At 69.4% G+C, this 15,860-nt stretch carries 13 protein-coding genes; 8 read left to right on the top strand and 5 right to left on the bottom strand.

Annotation, left to right across the window (positions count from 1 at the left end; all coding sequences use genetic code 11):
• The first annotated feature begins 61 nt into the window (after positions 1 to 61).
• Together HH310_RS07185 and HH310_RS07180 are read left to right on the top strand one after the other, a co-directional pair.
• On the top strand, positions 62 to 2,593 hold the full coding sequence (locus tag HH310_RS07185; RefSeq protein ID WP_312033888.1) for a bifunctional FO biosynthesis protein CofGH: 2,532 nt from the start codon (positions 62 to 64) through the stop codon (positions 2,591 to 2,593).
• A gap of 350 nt (positions 2,594 to 2,943) precedes the next feature.
• Positions 2,944 to 3,201, top strand: a complete 258-nt coding sequence (locus HH310_RS07180) for a WhiB family transcriptional regulator (protein WP_014688021.1) — start codon at positions 2,944 to 2,946, stop codon at positions 3,199 to 3,201.
• Here HH310_RS07180 and HH310_RS07175 read toward each other — a convergent pair whose 3' ends face one another.
• Complete coding sequence (locus tag HH310_RS07175) at positions 3,202 to 3,678, bottom strand: metallopeptidase family protein (RefSeq protein ID WP_396027496.1); 477 nt, start codon at positions 3,676 to 3,678, stop codon at positions 3,202 to 3,204.
• 186 nt (positions 3,679 to 3,864) lie between these two features.
• On the opposite strand from HH310_RS07175, the gene HH310_RS07170 reads away from it, so the two are divergent.
• Positions 3,865 to 4,233 (top strand): DUF3499 domain-containing protein, encoded by a 369-nt coding sequence (locus tag HH310_RS07170; protein WP_169174621.1) that lies wholly within the window; start codon positions 3,865 to 3,867, stop codon positions 4,231 to 4,233.
• Between the two features lie 30 nt (positions 4,234 to 4,263).
• Here the strand turns inward: HH310_RS07170 and HH310_RS07165 are convergent, their stop codons facing one another.
• The 4 genes from HH310_RS07165 to HH310_RS07150 all read right to left on the bottom strand — a co-directional run bounded on the left by HH310_RS07165 (position 4,264) and on the right by HH310_RS07150 (position 9,893).
• The gene (locus HH310_RS07165) at positions 4,264 to 5,100 is read right to left on the bottom strand and encodes a polysaccharide deacetylase family protein (protein WP_169174620.1); all 837 of its coding nucleotides are present in this window, start codon (positions 5,098 to 5,100) and stop codon (positions 4,264 to 4,266) included.
• A 1,564-nt stretch (positions 5,101 to 6,664) separates the two neighbouring features.
• The gene (locus tag HH310_RS07160; RefSeq protein ID WP_169174619.1) at positions 6,665 to 7,042 is read right to left on the bottom strand and encodes a DUF779 domain-containing protein; all 378 of its coding nucleotides are present in this window, start codon (positions 7,040 to 7,042) and stop codon (positions 6,665 to 6,667) included.
• Positions 7,043 to 7,048: 6 nt separating this feature from the next.
• The gene (locus HH310_RS07155; RefSeq protein WP_169174618.1) at positions 7,049 to 8,572 is read right to left on the bottom strand and encodes an aldehyde dehydrogenase family protein; all 1,524 of its coding nucleotides are present in this window, start codon (positions 8,570 to 8,572) and stop codon (positions 7,049 to 7,051) included.
• 34 nt (positions 8,573 to 8,606) lie between these two features.
• Positions 8,607 to 9,893 (bottom strand): GAF domain-containing protein, encoded by a 1,287-nt coding sequence (locus HH310_RS07150; RefSeq protein ID WP_169174617.1) that lies wholly within the window; start codon positions 9,891 to 9,893, stop codon positions 8,607 to 8,609.
• 166 nt (positions 9,894 to 10,059) lie between these two features.
• Between HH310_RS07150 and HH310_RS07145 the strand changes: the two genes are divergently transcribed.
• The 5 genes from HH310_RS07145 to manA all read left to right on the top strand — a co-directional run bounded on the left by HH310_RS07145 (position 10,060) and on the right by manA (position 15,295).
• Positions 10,060 to 11,439, top strand: a complete 1,380-nt coding sequence (locus HH310_RS07145) for a phosphomannomutase/phosphoglucomutase (protein WP_169174616.1) — start codon at positions 10,060 to 10,062, stop codon at positions 11,437 to 11,439.
• Positions 11,440 to 11,483: 44 nt separating this feature from the next.
• Positions 11,484 to 11,669, top strand: coding sequence for a Trm112 family protein (locus tag HH310_RS07140; RefSeq protein ID WP_169174615.1), 186 nt, complete (start codon positions 11,484 to 11,486; stop codon positions 11,667 to 11,669).
• Positions 11,669 to 12,892, top strand: a complete 1,224-nt coding sequence (locus HH310_RS07135) for an SIS domain-containing protein (RefSeq protein WP_169174614.1) — start codon at positions 11,669 to 11,671, stop codon at positions 12,890 to 12,892. Before HH310_RS07140 ends, HH310_RS07135 begins: the two co-directional genes overlap by 1 nt.
• Positions 12,893 to 12,965: 73 nt before the next feature.
• Complete coding sequence (locus HH310_RS07130) at positions 12,966 to 13,928, top strand: cation diffusion facilitator family transporter (RefSeq protein ID WP_169174613.1); 963 nt, start codon at positions 12,966 to 12,968, stop codon at positions 13,926 to 13,928.
• A 20-nt stretch (positions 13,929 to 13,948) separates the two neighbouring features.
• Positions 13,949 to 15,295, top strand: a complete 1,347-nt coding sequence (gene manA, locus HH310_RS07125; RefSeq protein ID WP_211191840.1) for a mannose-6-phosphate isomerase, class I — start codon at positions 13,949 to 13,951, stop codon at positions 15,293 to 15,295.
• Positions 15,296 to 15,860: the final 565 nt, after the last annotated feature.

Below are 15,860 nucleotides of genomic sequence, written 5' to 3'. Positions count from 1 at the left end.
TTCCACCTGCCGCCCGGGCACCGCTCGCGCATGCGCCCGCATTCCGGCCTAGGCTGCACAGGTGGTTGTGGTCAACATTGGTAACGTCAACAAAATAGGCCCCGAACCGGTGCCCACCGACGCGAGCATCCGGCGGGCCCTGCGCCGTGCCGCGGACGGCAAAGCTATCGACGCCGACGAAGCCGCGGCGCTGCTCGCGGCCGAGGGGGAGCGCTTCGACGAGCTGCTCCGGATCGCCGGCCACGTGCGGGACGCGGGTCTGCGCGAAGCCGGCCGGCCGGGCGTCGTGACGTACAGCAAAAAGGTCTTCATCCCGCTGACCAGGCTGTGCCGTGACCGCTGCCATTACTGCACGTTCGTCAGCGTGCCGCACCGCCTGCCGGCGGCCTTCCTGGAGCGTGACGAGGTGCTCGCGATCGCTCGTGAGGGCGCCGCGCAGGGCTGCAAGGAGGCCCTCTTCACGCTCGGCGACCGGCCGGAGGACCGCTGGCCCGCCGCCCGCCAGTGGCTCGACGAGCGGGGCTACGATTCGACGCTCGATTATGTGCGTGCGTGCGCAATTGCCGTGCTCGAGGAGACCGGCCTGCTGCCGCACCTGAATCCGGGCGTGATGAGCTGGGCGGAGCTGCAGCGGCTCAAGCCGGTCGCCCCGAGCATGGGCATGATGCTGGAGACCACCGCGACGCGCCTCTGGTCGGAGAAGTCCGGCCCGCATTTCGGTTCTCCGGACAAAGAGCCGGCCGTACGCCTCCGCGTGCTCGACGACGCCGGCCGGGTCGGGGTGCCGTTCACCACCGGGATCCTGATCGGAATCGGCGAGACCCGTGCCGAGCGGGTCGACGCGATCTTCGCGATGCGCCGCGCCGCCCGCGAGTTCGGGCACATCCAGGAGGTCATCATCCAGAACTTCCGCGCGAAGCCGGACACGGCGATGCGCGGGATGCCCGACGCGGAGCTGCGCGAACTGGCCGCGACCGTGGCGGTGACCCGGATCGCGATGGGCCCGCGGGCCCGCGTCCAGGCGCCGCCGAACCTGATCGACGCGGAGTTCGAGCTGCTGCTGCGGGCCGGCATCGACGACTGGGGTGGCGTCTCGCCGGTGACGCCGGACCACGTCAACCCGGAACGGCCCTGGCCGCAGATCGACCTTCTTCGCGAAAAATCGGCCGAAGCCGGATTCGTCCTGCGGGAGCGCCTCACGATCTACCCCGAGTACGTGAAGCGCGCCTCCGAGGGCTGGCTCGACCCGCGACTCGCCGCCCACGTCACGGCGCTGGCCGGCGACGATGGCCTGGCCGACGAGCGGGCGGAACTCCGCGGGATGCCCTGGCAGGAGCCGGACGACGTCTATGGTCAGGGCCGTACCGACCTGTTCGCCACCATCGACACGACCGGGCGTACGGGAGATCGGCGGTCGGATTTTGATGATGTCTACGGTGACTGGACCGAGGTCGCGGCGCACATCAGCACCGACACCGCGCACAGCACCCCCGCCGACGTGGTGGCCGGCCTCAAACTCGCTGCGGAACGCCCCGCCGACCTGCTGCTGCCCGAGCACGAGGACAAGGCCGTCGCGCTGTTCCAGGCCGACGGCCGGGCCCTGGACGAGCTCGCCCGCATCGCCGACGACCTGCGCAAGGAGGTCAACGGCGAGGACATCACGTACGTGGTGAACCGGAACATCAACTTCACCAACGTCTGCTACGTGGGCTGCCGGTTCTGCGCGTTCGCCCAGCGCGAGTCGGACGCGGACGCCTACCGGCTCTCCGTCGAGCAGGTCGCCGACCGGGCCGAGCAGGCCTGGCGGGACGGCGCCTCCGAGGTCTGCATGCAGGGCGGCATCGACCCGAAGATGCCGGTCACCTCGTACGCCGATCTGGTGCGCGCGATCAAGCAGCGCGTTCCCGGGATGCACGTCCACGCGTACTCGCCCATGGAGATCGTGACCGGCGCCGCGAAAGCGGGCGTCCCGGTGCGCGAGTGGCTCGCCGAGCTGAAGGAGGCCGGCCTCGACACCATCCCGGGCACGGCCGCCGAGATCCTCGACGACGACGTGCGCTGGGTCCTCACCAAGGGCAAGCTCCCGGCCAACGCCTGGGTCGACGTCGTCTCCACGGCCCACGAACTGGGGATCCGGTCCAGCTCCACGATGATGTACGGCCATGTCGACCACCCGCGCCAGTGGCTGGGCCATTTCCGGGTGCTGGCCGGCGTCCAGGACCGGACCGGCGGCTTCACCGAGTTCGTGGCGTTGCCGTTCATCCACACGAACGCCCCGATCTACCTGGCCGGCATCGCCCGCCCCGGTCCCACCTGGCGGGAGAACCGTGTGGTGCACGCCATGGCCCGCATCCTGCTGCACGGCCGGATCGACAACATTCAGTGCTCGTGGGTGAAACTCGGCGACGAGGGCACCCGGGTCATGCTCAACGGCGGCTGCAATGACCTGGGCGGGACGCTGATGGAGGAGACCATCTCGCGGATGGCCGGCTCGGAGCACGGTTCCGCCCGGACGGTCGCCGAGCTCAAGGAACTGGCCGCCGCGGCCGGTCGCCCGGCTGTCGAGAGGACGACTGTCTACGGACGCCGTTGACCTTTTGGATCATGCTGGGGTTTACGGGCGTCCGAGTGGGTACTCACCCCACCCGTCTCCTGTATGTCACAAATCGGGTTAAATTGGACGTGTAGTGGGGGGATGGCGTTACCTCGGGCCGGTCCGGACAGATAGGGCAGGAACGGGACCGCGACGCGCCGGGGGCGCGCCGCGGAAACGGGCCTATTTATCAGGTTCGGCTTGACGACGCACGTCTTACACGCGTGTAATTTCGGTGGGGTTGTGGGGCGCGACGCTGCGGAAACCGCGTCCGCTCCGCAAAAAACACGCCGCGTGCGTGGGGGGTCAGCGCTCGGCAGTGATGCCGGCGCGGAATTGGAGGCACGCCGATGGAAGCGCAGGTTGAAGGGGTCGACCTGCTCGGAGACGCGCCCGAGTGGCAGGAACGAGCGCTGTGTTCGCAAACCGACCCGGAGGCATTTTTCCCTGAGAAGGGTGGTTCCACCCGCGAGGCGAAGAGGATCTGCGGGCGGTGCGAGGTGAAGGCCGAGTGCTTGGAGTACGCACTGGGTCATGACGAACGGTTCGGGATCTGGGGCGGACTGTCCGAGCGTGAGCGTCGCAAGCTCAAGCGGCGGGTCGCCTGATCAGCTCAATTCGTCCGGATCCACCCCGAGCAGATTGGCGACCTGCTCGATGATGACGTCATGCACGAGGTCGGCGAGGTCCTCACGGTCCATCGCCCGGAATTCCAGCGGCCGGCGGTAGAGCACGATCCGGGGCGGAAGCTCCTGCCGGCCGGGGCGGCCCGGGAGCAGTCGGGCGAGCGGCACCTCGCCGTCCTCGAGCACATCCGAGTCGTACACGTTCAGCTCCGGCGGGACGTCCTCGACGGCGAACTCGACGCCGGCGAGCTCTTTCGCGTATCGCCGCTCCAGGCCCTCGACAGTGTCCAGGACCAGGTCGTCGAAGATTTCCGCCTTCGTGCGGGCGAGTGGCACCGTGGCCGGGACCAACCGGCCGCGGAGGCCACGCCCGTGCCGGTCGCGCCGGGCAGGATGCGTCGTGCCGGATTTCACCTGCGAACGGCTCGACTCCCGGCGGCGCTCAGGACTGGTGGTCACCACGCAAGACTAGTCCTCCCGAGGTGGTACCCGGGTTCTGCCTGCTTCCGGCGCGTGTCCCTGGTGTGAATTCGTCCCAACGGGGCGGCGTGTCTACCGGCGATGACCGAATCGTGATGCATCGCAAGTCGGCGTGTCGCGGTGTTTCCGCGCCCACGCGAGGCGCCGGAGAGATAACGTGCCGCCGTGAGGTCACCACGGCGCTGCTCCCGGAACGGCTGTCCCCGACAGGCGGTTGCCACTTTGACCTACGTCTACAGCGACTCCACCGCCGTCGTCGGACCCCTCGCGGCGTTCGCGGAGCCGCACACGTACGACCTCTGCGAGCCGCACGCCCGCAGCCTCACCGCCCCTCGGGGCTGGGAGCTCGTGCGGCACGACGGTGATTTCGCACCGCCTCCGCCCACCACCGATGACCTGGTCGCCCTCGCCGACGCGGTCCGCGAAGCGGCTCGACCCCCCGCGCCACCCCCGCGCACCGATGAGCAGGATTCCCTGCCAGGTCACCAGACCGGCCGCCGCGGCCATTTGCGGGTGATCCCCCCGTCACACTAGCTAGGGCCTGTCCTGCCGGCAGGACAGGCCCTAGGGCATCGCTACCAGTTTGTACTTCTTCTTCAGCGTCGGGATGATCTTCCGGTACGCCGCGATCGTGTCCGGCTGGGCGAAGTCGTGCGACAATACGATCGCGCCGCTGCCGGTGTTGTGGCAGACCCGATTGATCACGCGCTGCTGGTGCTGCGCGTGCGTCTCGCCCTTGGGGTGATCCCAGTCACGCGGGTCGACCTTCCAGTACAACGACGCCATGCCCAGCTGCTTGGCGGTCGCGACCAGGGCGGGCGTGAAGTTGCCGCCGGGCGCCCGGAAATACTTGAGCTTCGCCTTGGGCGCGGCCTGATGGATCGCGTTGCTTGTGCGCTGGAGGTCGGCCTTCATCGCGGCCTCCGACTGCTTGCCGATCGTGAGGCTGTGATTCCAGGTGTGGTTACACAGGGTGTGCCCGCCGGCCGCGATCTGACGCACGATCTCCGGATGCTTCTGCACGTTGCTGCCGACCAGGCAGAAGGTGGCCTTGACGTGTTGCTGCGCCAGTAACTTGAGGATCTTCGGGGTCTGCACCGGGTCGGGTCCGTCGTCGAAGGTGAGCGCCACGGCTTTGCTACCGGTGGTCATCCGGACGCCGACCAGGCTGAACTGCCGCGATGAGGGCTTACTCGGCGGCGTCGCAGTCTGTTTCTTTGTCGGTGCGGGCTTCGTTGTCGGCTTCGGCTTCGGCTTCGGGGCGGGCGCGGATGCGGACACGGCGGGCAGCGCGGTCGCCGGGTGGTTCTGGGTCGTATCCGCGGAAGCCCGCCCCGCCAGTCCCGCCGCCAGCAGGACCACGCCGAGGAGAACGATCTTCCTGGAACGCGCCAGTCGCATCCAAACCTCCCAATCGGTTCGACACCCGACAATGCCAACCGAACCGCCGATTCGCTACCGGACCTCATGCCTTCGGCACAGTTTCGGGAGCACAATCACCGACACGTGGCGCGGACAAATACCGAAATTTCGGTGTTTATCCGCTCTGGACGCCGGACGGCATCGAGAGGTGATACGGGACCGCGTCGCGAAGGGATCAAACGAGCCTCGACCGGCCACCTTGGACGGATGGATGTCGTACGTTCTGCGACCCGGATATCGCGCCTACCGCCGGGTTCGCTCCGCGGTCCGCGCCACCCGCGGGCGCGCGCGAAGGACTTCGGCGGCTGGCGACATCGCGTGAGCGGTGGGTGGTGACATCGCGTGGGCGGTGGGTGGTGACTCCATGTGGAGAGTGGGTGGTGACTCCACGTGGGCGGTGGGTGGTGACATCGAGTGGGCGGTGGGTGGTGACTCCGTGCGGGGAGCGGGTGGTGACTCCACGTGGGCGGTGGGTGGTGACATCGAGTGGGCGGTGGGTGGTGACTCCGTGCGGGGAGCGGGTGGTCACTGCATGTGGGCGAATGGTGACTCCGCGTGGAGAGCTGGTGGTGACATCGCGTGGGCGGCGGGTGGCGGCAGCGCGTGGGCGGCGGCTGGCGGTGTGGCGGGGTTGAGTCGCCGGATGTTGAGTCGGCGGGGCGTCGGTCTACTGCGTCCTCGAGTGTGGTGTCGCCGGGTCGACGTAGATGCGCTGGCTCGCTTCCATTTTCTGGGACGGCAGTCCGTTGTCTGGGACGGGCGGCCACATGGTGAACTGGCGTCCAGACTGTGGGACTGGGATCCACTGTGGAGGCACCTTTGTTAGCCTATGCGGCTTTTATTCGCGGCTGTTTCGCGGTTGGCCGGAGACCTTGGAGAGTTCGGGTCAATATGTGGGCGCAAGTTACCAAGGTCTACGGCCATCCCACGATGTGGCGGATTATTCCCATCCTGCAGGACGCGTCGTGCCGCCGGTGATGACGGTGCTGCGGACCGAACCGAACCGAACCGAACCGGGCCGAACCGAACCGAGCCGAACCGGACCGAGCCGGGCTGGGCTGGCCGAGCGGTGAACCTAGGCTGACCTGCGGATCCGGACCGGACTGTGGACCTGGGTTGGGCCGTGACCTGGGTCGGGCCGCGGACTCGGGCCGAGCTGTGACTGGGGTCGGAGCGTGACCTGGGCTGGGCCGTGGGCTGGGCTGTTGGACTGGACTGGACTGGACTGGACTGGACTGGACTGGACTGGACTGGGCTGGGCCGTGGGCTGGGCTGGGCGGTCGGCTCGGCTGGGCCGTCGGGTGGGCTGTTGGCTGAGCGGGGCAGGGGCAGGGGCGGGGCTGGGCTGGGGCCGGCCGTGACTGCGGTTGGGGTGCGGGCGGGCGCCGCTGGCGGCTTTTGGGGGTGACCACGCACGCAGGTCGCCGGGGGGAGGGGAGCGTTCTGGCCGCGCCAGCGGCCTGCTCGCCTCGCCCCGGCCCTCGACGGGAGTTGCGGTCTGTGCCACCCACCCCGCTACGACATCGGCATTTGACTTGGGGTCTTACCGCGTCGCCAGCTCGGCTATCTCGTCCGGGGTGAGCAGGCGGGAACGAATCAGGAACCGTACGCCCTCGGGCGCCTCCAGCGAAAAGCCGGAACCGCGCCCGGGGACCACGTCCACCGTCAGATGCGTGTGCTTCCAGAGCTCGAACTGCGACGCCGACATCCAGAACGTGATCGGCTCGGAAACGCCTTCGACAACCAGCGATTCGAGCAGTACATCCGACTTGCCGGTGCGGAACTCGCCGTCCAGATAGCACATCGGCGAGCTGCCGTCGCAGCAGCCGCCGGACTGGTGGAACATCAGCGGACCGTGTTCGCCCCGCAGCCGCCGCATCATGTCGGCGGCCGCGGGGGTGACGTCTACCCGGGTGACCATGGCGGCCTAGAAGAAGCCCATGGGCTTGGGGTCGTACGACACCAGCAGGTTCTTGGTCTGCTGGTAGTGGTCCAGCATCATGCGGTGGTTCTCGCGGCCGATACCGGACTGCTTGTAGCCACCGAATGCGGCGTGCGCCGGGTACGTGTGGTACTGGTTTGTCCAGACTCGACCGGCTTTGATCGCGCGACCCGCCCGGTACGCCAGGTTGATGTCGCGCGTCCACACACCCGCACCAAGGCCGTAGAGCGTGTCGTTAGCGATCTTGATGGCGTCCTCGTAGTCGGAGAACGAGGTCACCGACACGACCGGCCCGAAGATCTCCTCCTGGAAGACCCGCATGGCGTTGTTGCCCTCGAAGATCGTCGGCTGGACGTAGTAGCCGCCGGACAGGTTGCCCGGCATCTCGGCCCGCGCGCCGCCGGTCAGCGCCCGGGCGCCCTCCTGCCGGCCGATGTCCAGGTAGGACAGGATCTTCTCGAGCTGGTCGTTGGACGCCTGCGCGCCGACCTGCGTCTCGGTGTCCAGCGGGTTGCCCTGCTTCATGTTCTCGACGCGCTTCACGGCCTGAGCCAGGAAGTCCTGGTAGATGCTCTGCTGGATGAGTGCGCGCGACGGGCAGGTGCAGACCTCGCCCTGGTTCAGCGCGAACATCGCGAAGCCTTCCAGCGACTTGTCGAAGAAGTCGTCGTCGGCCCGGCTGACGTCCTCGAAGAAGATGTTCGGGCTCTTGCCGCCGAGTTCCAGGGTCACCGGGATGAGGTTCTCCGAGGCGTACTGCATGATCAGGCGCCCGGTGGTGGTCTCGCCGGTGAACGCGACCTTGGCCACCCGGTTGGACGAGGCGAGCGGCTTGCCGGCCTCGACGCCGAAGCCGTTGACGATGTTGAGGACGCCCGGCGGTAACAGGTCGCCGACGAGCTTCATCAGGTAGTGGATCGACGCCGGGGTCTGCTCGGCGGGCTTGAGCACGACCGCGTTGCCGGCGGCCAGCGCCGGGGCGAGCTTCCAGGTCGCCATGAGGATCGGGAAGTTCCACGGAATGATCTGGCCGACCACGCCGAGCGGCTCGTGGAAGTGGTACGCCACGGTGTTCTCGTCGATTTCGCCGGCCGTGCCCTCCTGGGCCCGGATCGCGCCCGCGAAGTAGCGGAAGTGGTCGATGACCAGCGGCATGTCGGCGGCCAGCGTCTCGCGTACCGGCTTGCCGTTCTCCCAGGCCTCGGCGACCGCGAGCTCCTCGAGGTTCGCCTCGATCCGGTCCGCGATCTTGTTGAGGATGTTGGCCCGTTCGGCGGCCGAGGTGCGACCCCAGGCGGGTGCCGCGCCGTGCGCCGCGTCGAGTGCCTTCTCCACGTCGTCCCCGGTGCCGCGGGCGATCTCACAGAAGTTCTCGCCGGTCACGGGGGAGGGGTTCTCGAAGTACTGACCCTTGGCCGGGGCCACATACTCGCCACCGATGTAGTGGTCGTAGCGGGTTTCGTAGTTGGCGATAGCGCCCTGAGTTCCGGGCGCGGAATACACCGTCATTGCTGCCTCCGTACCTCTTGGGATACGGGCGACGTTATTGACGACGACGTTGCAGAGACGTTGCAAGCCCATATTCGACAGTCAGCTCGCGGATTCGGGCTTGCGTCATCGCGCGCGGCGGCGAATCCGGTGGCAGGGTTTTCGCGTACGCCTCCCACAGCTCCAAATCGTCGGCGCCCCACGGCGAATGCAGCCACGACTGCAACAGCCCACGGTCGCGAGCGGCGGTCAGCGCGGCGCGCAACCGGTCGTCGACGAGGCGGCGCAGTCGCGTCACGCCCGGCGCGTCCGAACCGGGCAACAGCGCACCCTCGTACGCGGCCAGCGCCTCGGCCGTGCGTCCCCGCTTGAGCAGGCGGATCACCCGGCGGAAGTCGGCGTCCAGCTCGGCCCGTAATCGGTAGGGCCGGGAATCGAGCAGCTCGGGTCCCAGCGTGCGGCGTAATCGGGACAATTCGGCGCGCACGGTCACCGGGCTGACGTCGTCTCCATAAAGGTCAAACCCCAGTTCCTCGCCCGTACGCCCCTCCGGGTGCGCCAGAAGCAACACGAGCAGTTCCGAGTGCCGCCGCCCGAGCCGCCGCCGGCGCCCGCCGAAGGTCAGCGTCGCCTCGTTACGTCCGAGCACCTCCACCGTCCCGGCCGTCGTGCTCACCGGCGCGTGCGCACCCAGAAACGCCTCGGCGGCCATCGCGGTCGCCCGCACCAGCGCGAGACTGTGCGGATTGGCAAGGTGGTCACCGCCGGTCACATCGATGGCCCCGAGCAAACGCCCGGTAACCGGATCGTGGATCGGCGCGGCCGCACACGTCCAGCGCTGCACCGGCCGGCTGAAATGCTCGGTCGCGAAGATCTGCAACGGATGGTCCACGGCCAGCGCGGTGCCCGGCGCGTTCGTCCCCGCGTGCGCCTCGTCCCAGCGGGCCCCGGGGACGAAGTTCATCCGCTCCGCGCCGCGCAGCACCGACGCCGTCCCCTCGACCCAGAGCAGCCGCCCGTACGCGTCGCAGACCGCCATCAGCTGGTCGCCGTCCTCGGCCAGGCCGCCGAGCAGGTCCCGGAACAACGGCAGCACCCGGGCCAGCGGGTGGGCAGCGCGATATTCCTCCAGCGCGCCGTCGCGCAACTCGATCGGCGCCGTACTGTCCGCGCTGGGCAACGCCGACGCCGACCGCTGCCAGGAGGCTGCCACCACCGACCGGATCCCCAGCCCGCTCGAGCGCAGATCCCCGGCCACGAACCGCTCATGGGCACGCCCCACCTCGCGGATGTGCTCCGCGGGGTCAGCGCCGGAGTCGAGGGCGAGCCAGGGGTTGGGCACGGGGGAACCTCCAGACCCACCCATCGTGACGCGCGTCACGCCCGGCGACAAGCTGACCACCGCGCTCGCATCACTTAAGAGGGGCCTATCACCGTTGCGGCCGGTTCGAACAACTCGCTCCGATACGCTCGTCGGGGTATTCCGTCCGTGGAGGAGTTGAGCAGCGTTGTCTGATCTGTCCGAGATCGTCAAGGCGTACGACGTTCGCGGCACCGTTCCCGATCAATTCGACGAATCGGTGGCCCGCGCGCTCGGAACCGCATTCGTGGAAATGCTGCGCGAGTCCGGGGATGCCGCGGACGAGATCGTGATCGCTCACGACATGAGAGAGACCGGCCCCGGCCTGTCCGACGCCTTCGGCCGCGGGGTCAACGCGGCCGGCGCCGCCGTCGTGCACATCGGGCTGTCCTCCACCGACGAGCTGTACTACGCCTCCGGCGCGCTCGGCCTGCCCGGCGCGATGTTCACCGCGAGCCACAACCCCGCGCGGTACAACGGCATCAAGCTGTGCCGCTCCGGCGCCCGCCCGGTCGGGCAGGACAGCGGCCTCGCGATCGTCCGCCGGCGCGCCGAGCAACTGCTCGGCGATCTCAACGCGGAGGCCGACGGGCCGACCCGGGTGATGCGCCGCGACCTGCTCACCGACTACGCCGCCTACCTGCGCTCGCTGGTCGACCTGTCCGGCATCCGGCCGCTCAAGGTGATCGTCGACGCCGGCAACGGGATGGGCGGCTTCACCGTGCCCGCCGTCCTGGGCGACCAGGAGCTGCCCGCGCTGCCACTGCAGATCGTGCCGCTCTACTTCGAGCTGGACGGTTCGTTCCCCAACCACGAGGCGAACCCGCTCGACCCGGTCAACCTGGTCGACCTGCAAGAGGCGATCCGGGCCCAGGGCGCCGACATCGGGGTCGCGTTCGACGGCGACGCCGACCGCTGCTTCATCATCGACGAGAACGGCGACGCGGTCTCGCCGTCCGCGATCACCGCGCTGGTCGCCGCCCGCGAGCTGGCCAAGTTCCCGGGCAGCACGATCATCCACAACCTGATCACCTCGGCCGCGGTACCGGAGATCATCACCGAGAACGGTGGCAAGCCGGTCCGCAGCCGGGTCGGCCACTCCTTCATCAAGGCCGAGATGGCCCGGACCAACGCGGTCTTCGGTGGCGAGCACTCCGCGCACTACTACTTCCGCGACTTCTGGTTCGCCGACACCGGCATGCTCGCCGCCATGCACGTGCTGGCCGCGCTCGGCGGGCAGGACCGCCCGCTGTCCGAGCTCGCCGCCGAGTACGAGCGGTACACCGCCTCCGGTGAGATCAACTCCACGGTCGACGACGCGGCGGCCAAGACCGCGCAGGTGCGCGCGGCCTTCCCGGACGCCACCTTCGACGACCTCGACGGCCTGACCGCGACGCTGCCCGACGGCTCCTGGTTCAACCTGCGGGCATCGAACACCGAGCCGTTGCTCCGGCTCAACGTCGAGGCCCCCAAGCCGGATCGCATGGCCGCGCTGAGGGACGAAGTGCTCGCGATCGTACGAGGTTAGGATCAGGGGGCCATTCCTGTTGAGCACCTGAAGGAGTTCGTTCGGTGGCCCTCGATTCGCAACTGCTGGACATTCTGGCGTGCCCGGACACGCATCACGCGCCGCTCACCTATGACGCCGGCGCGCAGACGCTCACGTGCACCGAGTGCGGCCGGGTGTTCGAGGTCCGCGACGACATCCCGGTCCTGCTGCTCGACGAGGCTCGGCAGCCGGGCAGCGAGGCCTCCTGATGGCTGGGCCGCTCGAGGGCGCCTCCGGCGTGCACGGCCACCGGGTCGCCGACGAGTCACTGCTGGACGACGAGAAATCGATGCTGGCGAGCGACCCCGGCGGCATGCTGCGGGCCACCGCGTCGGCGGGCGCGCAGGTCCGTGAGGCCGCGTCGCTGGCGAACGAGACCGACCTGAGCATCCTCTCCGACGACGGCCGGCCCCGCGCGGTGGTCGTCGCCGGCATCGGCACCGCCGGCCTGACCGGCAACATCCTGTCCGCGGTGGCCGGTCCGCGCTGCCCGGTGCCGATCATCGGGCACCGCAGCGCCGGCATCCCCGGCTGGGTCGGCGCCGCCGACGTGGTCTTCGCCGTGTCCGCCTCGGGCCGCAGTCCCGAGGCGCTGGCCGCCGCCGAGGCCGCGGCCCGCCGCGGCGCCCGGCTGGTCGCGATCGGCAACCCGAACTCGGAGCTGCAGGAGCTGGCCGAGCGGGCCCGGTCGCCGTTCATCCCGGTGCCGCGCCGCGCGCCCGCCCGGGCCAGCCTCTGGGGCCTCGCGGTCCCGGTGCTGCTCGCCGCGCGGGCGATCGGCCTCGTCAAGGTCAACGAGGCCGACCTGGCCGAGACCGCGACCCGGCTGGACGCGGACGCCGAGCGCAGCCGTCCCGCCGCGGATTCCTTCGTGAACCCGGCGAAGTCGCTGGCCCTCGGGCTGGCCGGGTCGATCCCGATCGTCTGGGGCTCGTCGCCGCTGGCGACCGTGGCCGCCCGCCGGTTTGCCGAGACGCTCGCGGCCAACGCCCGGTACCCGGTGATGGCCGGTGCGCTGGGTGAGGCCGGTCGTGGCCGGGTCGGCTTACTCGACGGCGTGTTCGGCGGCCTGGCCGAGTCGTCGCGCGACATCTTCGCCGATCCCGACGACGAGGACGACTCGAAGACCCGGCTGCGCCTGGTGCTGTTCCGCGACGGTGGCCTCAACCCCGAGGACGACGCGGACGAGCCGGTCGCGGTCGAGGAACGCCGCGCGGACGCGGTGCAGATCCTGGCGGAGCGCCGGGGCGTGCGCTGCGACGTGCTCACCGCCGAGGGCGGGTCCGCGCTGGAGCGTCTGGCCTCGCTGACCGCCGTCCCCGATTTCGCGTCGCTCTACCTGGCGCTGGCGCACGGGCTCGACCCGATGGCCGTGCCCGCGATCAACGAGATGAAGGAGCTTTCCAACCCGATGCCCGAGGGTATTCAGTGACGAAGCGAAGCGGAGTCACCATTAGGCTCAGCGTCGAGACTCACGCCAGTGCGGAGCGCAGCGGAGCCCTGGCATGAGTTCTGAGGGTGGCACCAAGGCGATCATCGCGGCGCTGTCCGCGAACCTGGGCATCGCGGTCACGAAGTTCGTCGCGTGGGGGCTCACCGGCTCCTCGTCGATGCTGGCCGAGGCGATCCACTCGGTCGCCGACTCCGGCAACCAGCTCCTGCTGCTGATCGGCGGCAAGCGTTCGCAGCGCAAGGCCACCCCGGAACACCCCTTCGGGTACGGCCGCGAGCGCTACATCTACGCGTTCATCGTGTCGATCGTGCTGTTCAGCGTCGGCGGATTGTTCGCGCTGTACGAGGCGTACCACAAGATCCAGCACCCGGAGGCGATCCACTCCTGGCAGTGGGTGCCGGTGGCCGTCCTGGTGGTGGCGATCGGCCTCGAGTCGTACTCGTTCATGACCGCCATCCGCGAGTCCAACCACACCCGCGGCCGTACGACATGGGTCAACTTTGTGCGCCGTGCCAAGGCCCCCGAGCTGCCGGTCGTGCTGCTCGAGGACACCGGCGCGCTCATCGGCCTGGTGTTCGCCCTGCTCGGCGTGGTGCTGACGCTGATCACCGGAAACGGCGTCTGGGACGGCATCGGCACCGCGGCCATCGGCATCCTGCTGGTGGTGATCGCGGTGATCCTGGCCATCGAGACGAAGAGCCTGCTGATCGGCGAGGGCGCCAATCCCGAGGACACCCGCAAGATCGAGCAGGCCATCCTGGCCGGCGACGGCATCGAGCGGATCATCCACATGAAGACGCTGCACCTCGGCCCCGAGGAGCTGCTGGTGGCGGTGAAGATCGCGGTGCCGAGCACGGAGCGCGCCGACGACCTCGCCCGCCACATCGACGAGACCGAGGTCCGCATCCGCGAGGCCATCCCGATCGCCCGGGTCATCTACATCGAGCCGGACATCTTCCACGAACGCACCCCCGCGGCTGTCGGCGATGCCACTGCGCCGTCGACGACTGCCTGATCGCTGGTAGTTTGCCGCATATGAGCGTGTATCCGCTGACCGGAGCCGTCCGCCCGTACGCCTGGGGCTCGCGCACCGTCATCGCTTCCCTGCAGGGGCGGCCGACGCCCACCGAGACCCCCGAGGCCGAGTTGTGGCTGGGCGCCCATCCGGGCAACCCGTCCACGGTCGCGGGCAAGGACGGCCCGGTCAGCCTGGACACGCTCATCGCGGGCGATCCGAACGGCCAGCTGGGCGCGTCGGTCGCGTCGGCGTTCGGCCCCCGGTTGCCCTTCCTGCTGAAGGTGCTGGCCGCCGAGGCGCCATTGTCGCTGCAGGCACACCCTTCCTCCGAGTACGCCCGTACGGCGTACGCCAAGCAGGAAGCCGACCCGGCGCTGCCGAAGAACTACACGGACGCGTACCACAAGCCGGAGATGCTGGTCGCGTTGACCGAGTTCTCGGCGCTGTGCGGCTTCCGGTCCCCGCAGGTGTCCGCGGAGGTGCTGGCGTCGTTCGGTATTTCCGCGCTGGACCCGGTGGTCGCCTCGCTGCGTGCGGGTGATCTGCGCGGCGCGGTGGAGGCACTGCTGACCTGGCCGGCAGATTCCCGGCCGGCCTTGATCGACGCGGTGGTGGCGGCGGCGCGCGGCGCGGACGAGTTGACGGCGGCCGGGGCCGAGGCGGCACTCGCGGCGGCCGGGGTGGACGCGGCGCTCGCTTCGGCGAGCGCCGAGGCGGCGTTCGGCGCCGGAGCCGCTCACGCGGCCGCCGTGCCCGGGAAAGACGACTACGCGCTCGCGCTGGATCTGGCCGCGCACTATCCCGGCGACCCGGGTGTGCTGGTGGCGCTGCTGCTCAACCACGTGCGTCTGGCCCCGGGCGAGGCGATCTGGATGCCGGCCGGAAACCTGCACGCCTACCTGCACGGCGCCGGCGTCGAGCTGATGGCCGCCAGCGACAACGTCCTCCGCGGCGGCCTGACCCCGAAGCGCGTCGACGTCGGCGAGCTGCTCAACGTGCTCGTCTTCGAGGTCCTGGACGACCCGATCCTGCCCTCGACGCCGGTCGGGCCCGGCATCGTGACGTGGGAGGTCCCGGTCCCCGACTTCACCCTCTACCGCCTCGACCTGGACGGCACCCTCCCGCCGCTGGAGGTGCCCGCGCACGGCCCGCGCATCGTCCTGTGCACGGATGGCGAGGTGTTCGTGGGCGAGAGCCTGGACGGCACGCCGGTCGAGGTGCTGGCGGGCGGCGCCGCGTACGCCCCCGCCGACGCGGGCCACATCAAGGTCGCCGGCAAGGGTCAGGTGTTCGTGGCGGCGGTCCCGTCCGACCCGACCCCGCAGAAGCTCGCCTGGTCCGTCCAGCCGCTGACGGTGGAGTAGCCCCGACCAGGCCCGGCGCCCGATTATCGTCGCTTGGCCCGACGCCCGATTATCGTGGCGCAGGCTCGGTGCCCGATTATCGTCGCTGGGCCCGGCGCGCAAGCATCGTCGCGAGGTCTGGCGCCCGAAATCGCGTGCCTGCTTTGAGTGCCACTTCGGTGTGACTGTCGTGCACCCTCCGTTGCTCCCACCACCCCACAAAATAGGAAATTTCCGGATTTGCTTGACAGTAGTGAGTGCGGAGTGTGAATCTATAACCACGCAGCGTCATTGGTGATCGGGGGGTCCCACGGACGCGCGCGGTACCAAACCGGGGGGATGAACGGGGCGGCGGGTCTCAGGCCTGTCGCCTCGTTCGCTTTCACCCGGTTCGCGACCCGCGCCTCGCGCTTCTTCCGCCACCGCGCCGCGCCGCCACCGCACACCGGCCGCCTCGCGTCCGCGCTCTCCCGCCCCGCGCCGGTCACTCTTTCGGGCGCGCCGACATTTCCGACTTGTCGTCCGGTCCGGCCCAGCGCGTAATCGGACTTTCGGGGTGATAGCGCCCGGATTTTGAAATGATGCG

Source organism: Actinoplanes sp. TBRC 11911, assembly GCF_012933445.1.
Classification (GTDB): domain Bacteria; phylum Actinomycetota; class Actinomycetes; order Mycobacteriales; family Micromonosporaceae; genus Actinoplanes.
The sequence above is the reverse complement of the archived record's forward strand: the minus strand, read 5'-3'. Positions and strand labels throughout refer to the sequence as shown.

Coding starts and splice junctions, on each gene's coding strand:
- HH310_RS07165 (WP_169174620.1), bottom strand. CDS start 5,100: ATGCGACTGGCGCGTTCCAGGAAGATCGTTCTCCTCGGCGTGGTCCTG.
- manA (WP_211191840.1), top strand. CDS start 13,949: ATGAGCGTGTATCCGCTGACCGGAGCCGTCCGCCCGTACGCCTGGGGC.
- HH310_RS07180 (WP_014688021.1), top strand. CDS start 2,944: ATGGAAGCGCAGGTTGAAGGGGTCGACCTGCTCGGAGACGCGCCCGAG.
- HH310_RS07135 (WP_169174614.1), top strand. CDS start 11,669: ATGGCTGGGCCGCTCGAGGGCGCCTCCGGCGTGCACGGCCACCGGGTC.
- HH310_RS07155 (WP_169174618.1), bottom strand. CDS start 8,572: ATGACGGTGTATTCCGCGCCCGGAACTCAGGGCGCTATCGCCAACTAC.
- HH310_RS07160 (WP_169174619.1), bottom strand. CDS start 7,042: ATGGTCACCCGGGTAGACGTCACCCCCGCGGCCGCCGACATGATGCGG.
- HH310_RS07130 (WP_169174613.1), top strand. CDS start 12,966: ATGAGTTCTGAGGGTGGCACCAAGGCGATCATCGCGGCGCTGTCCGCG.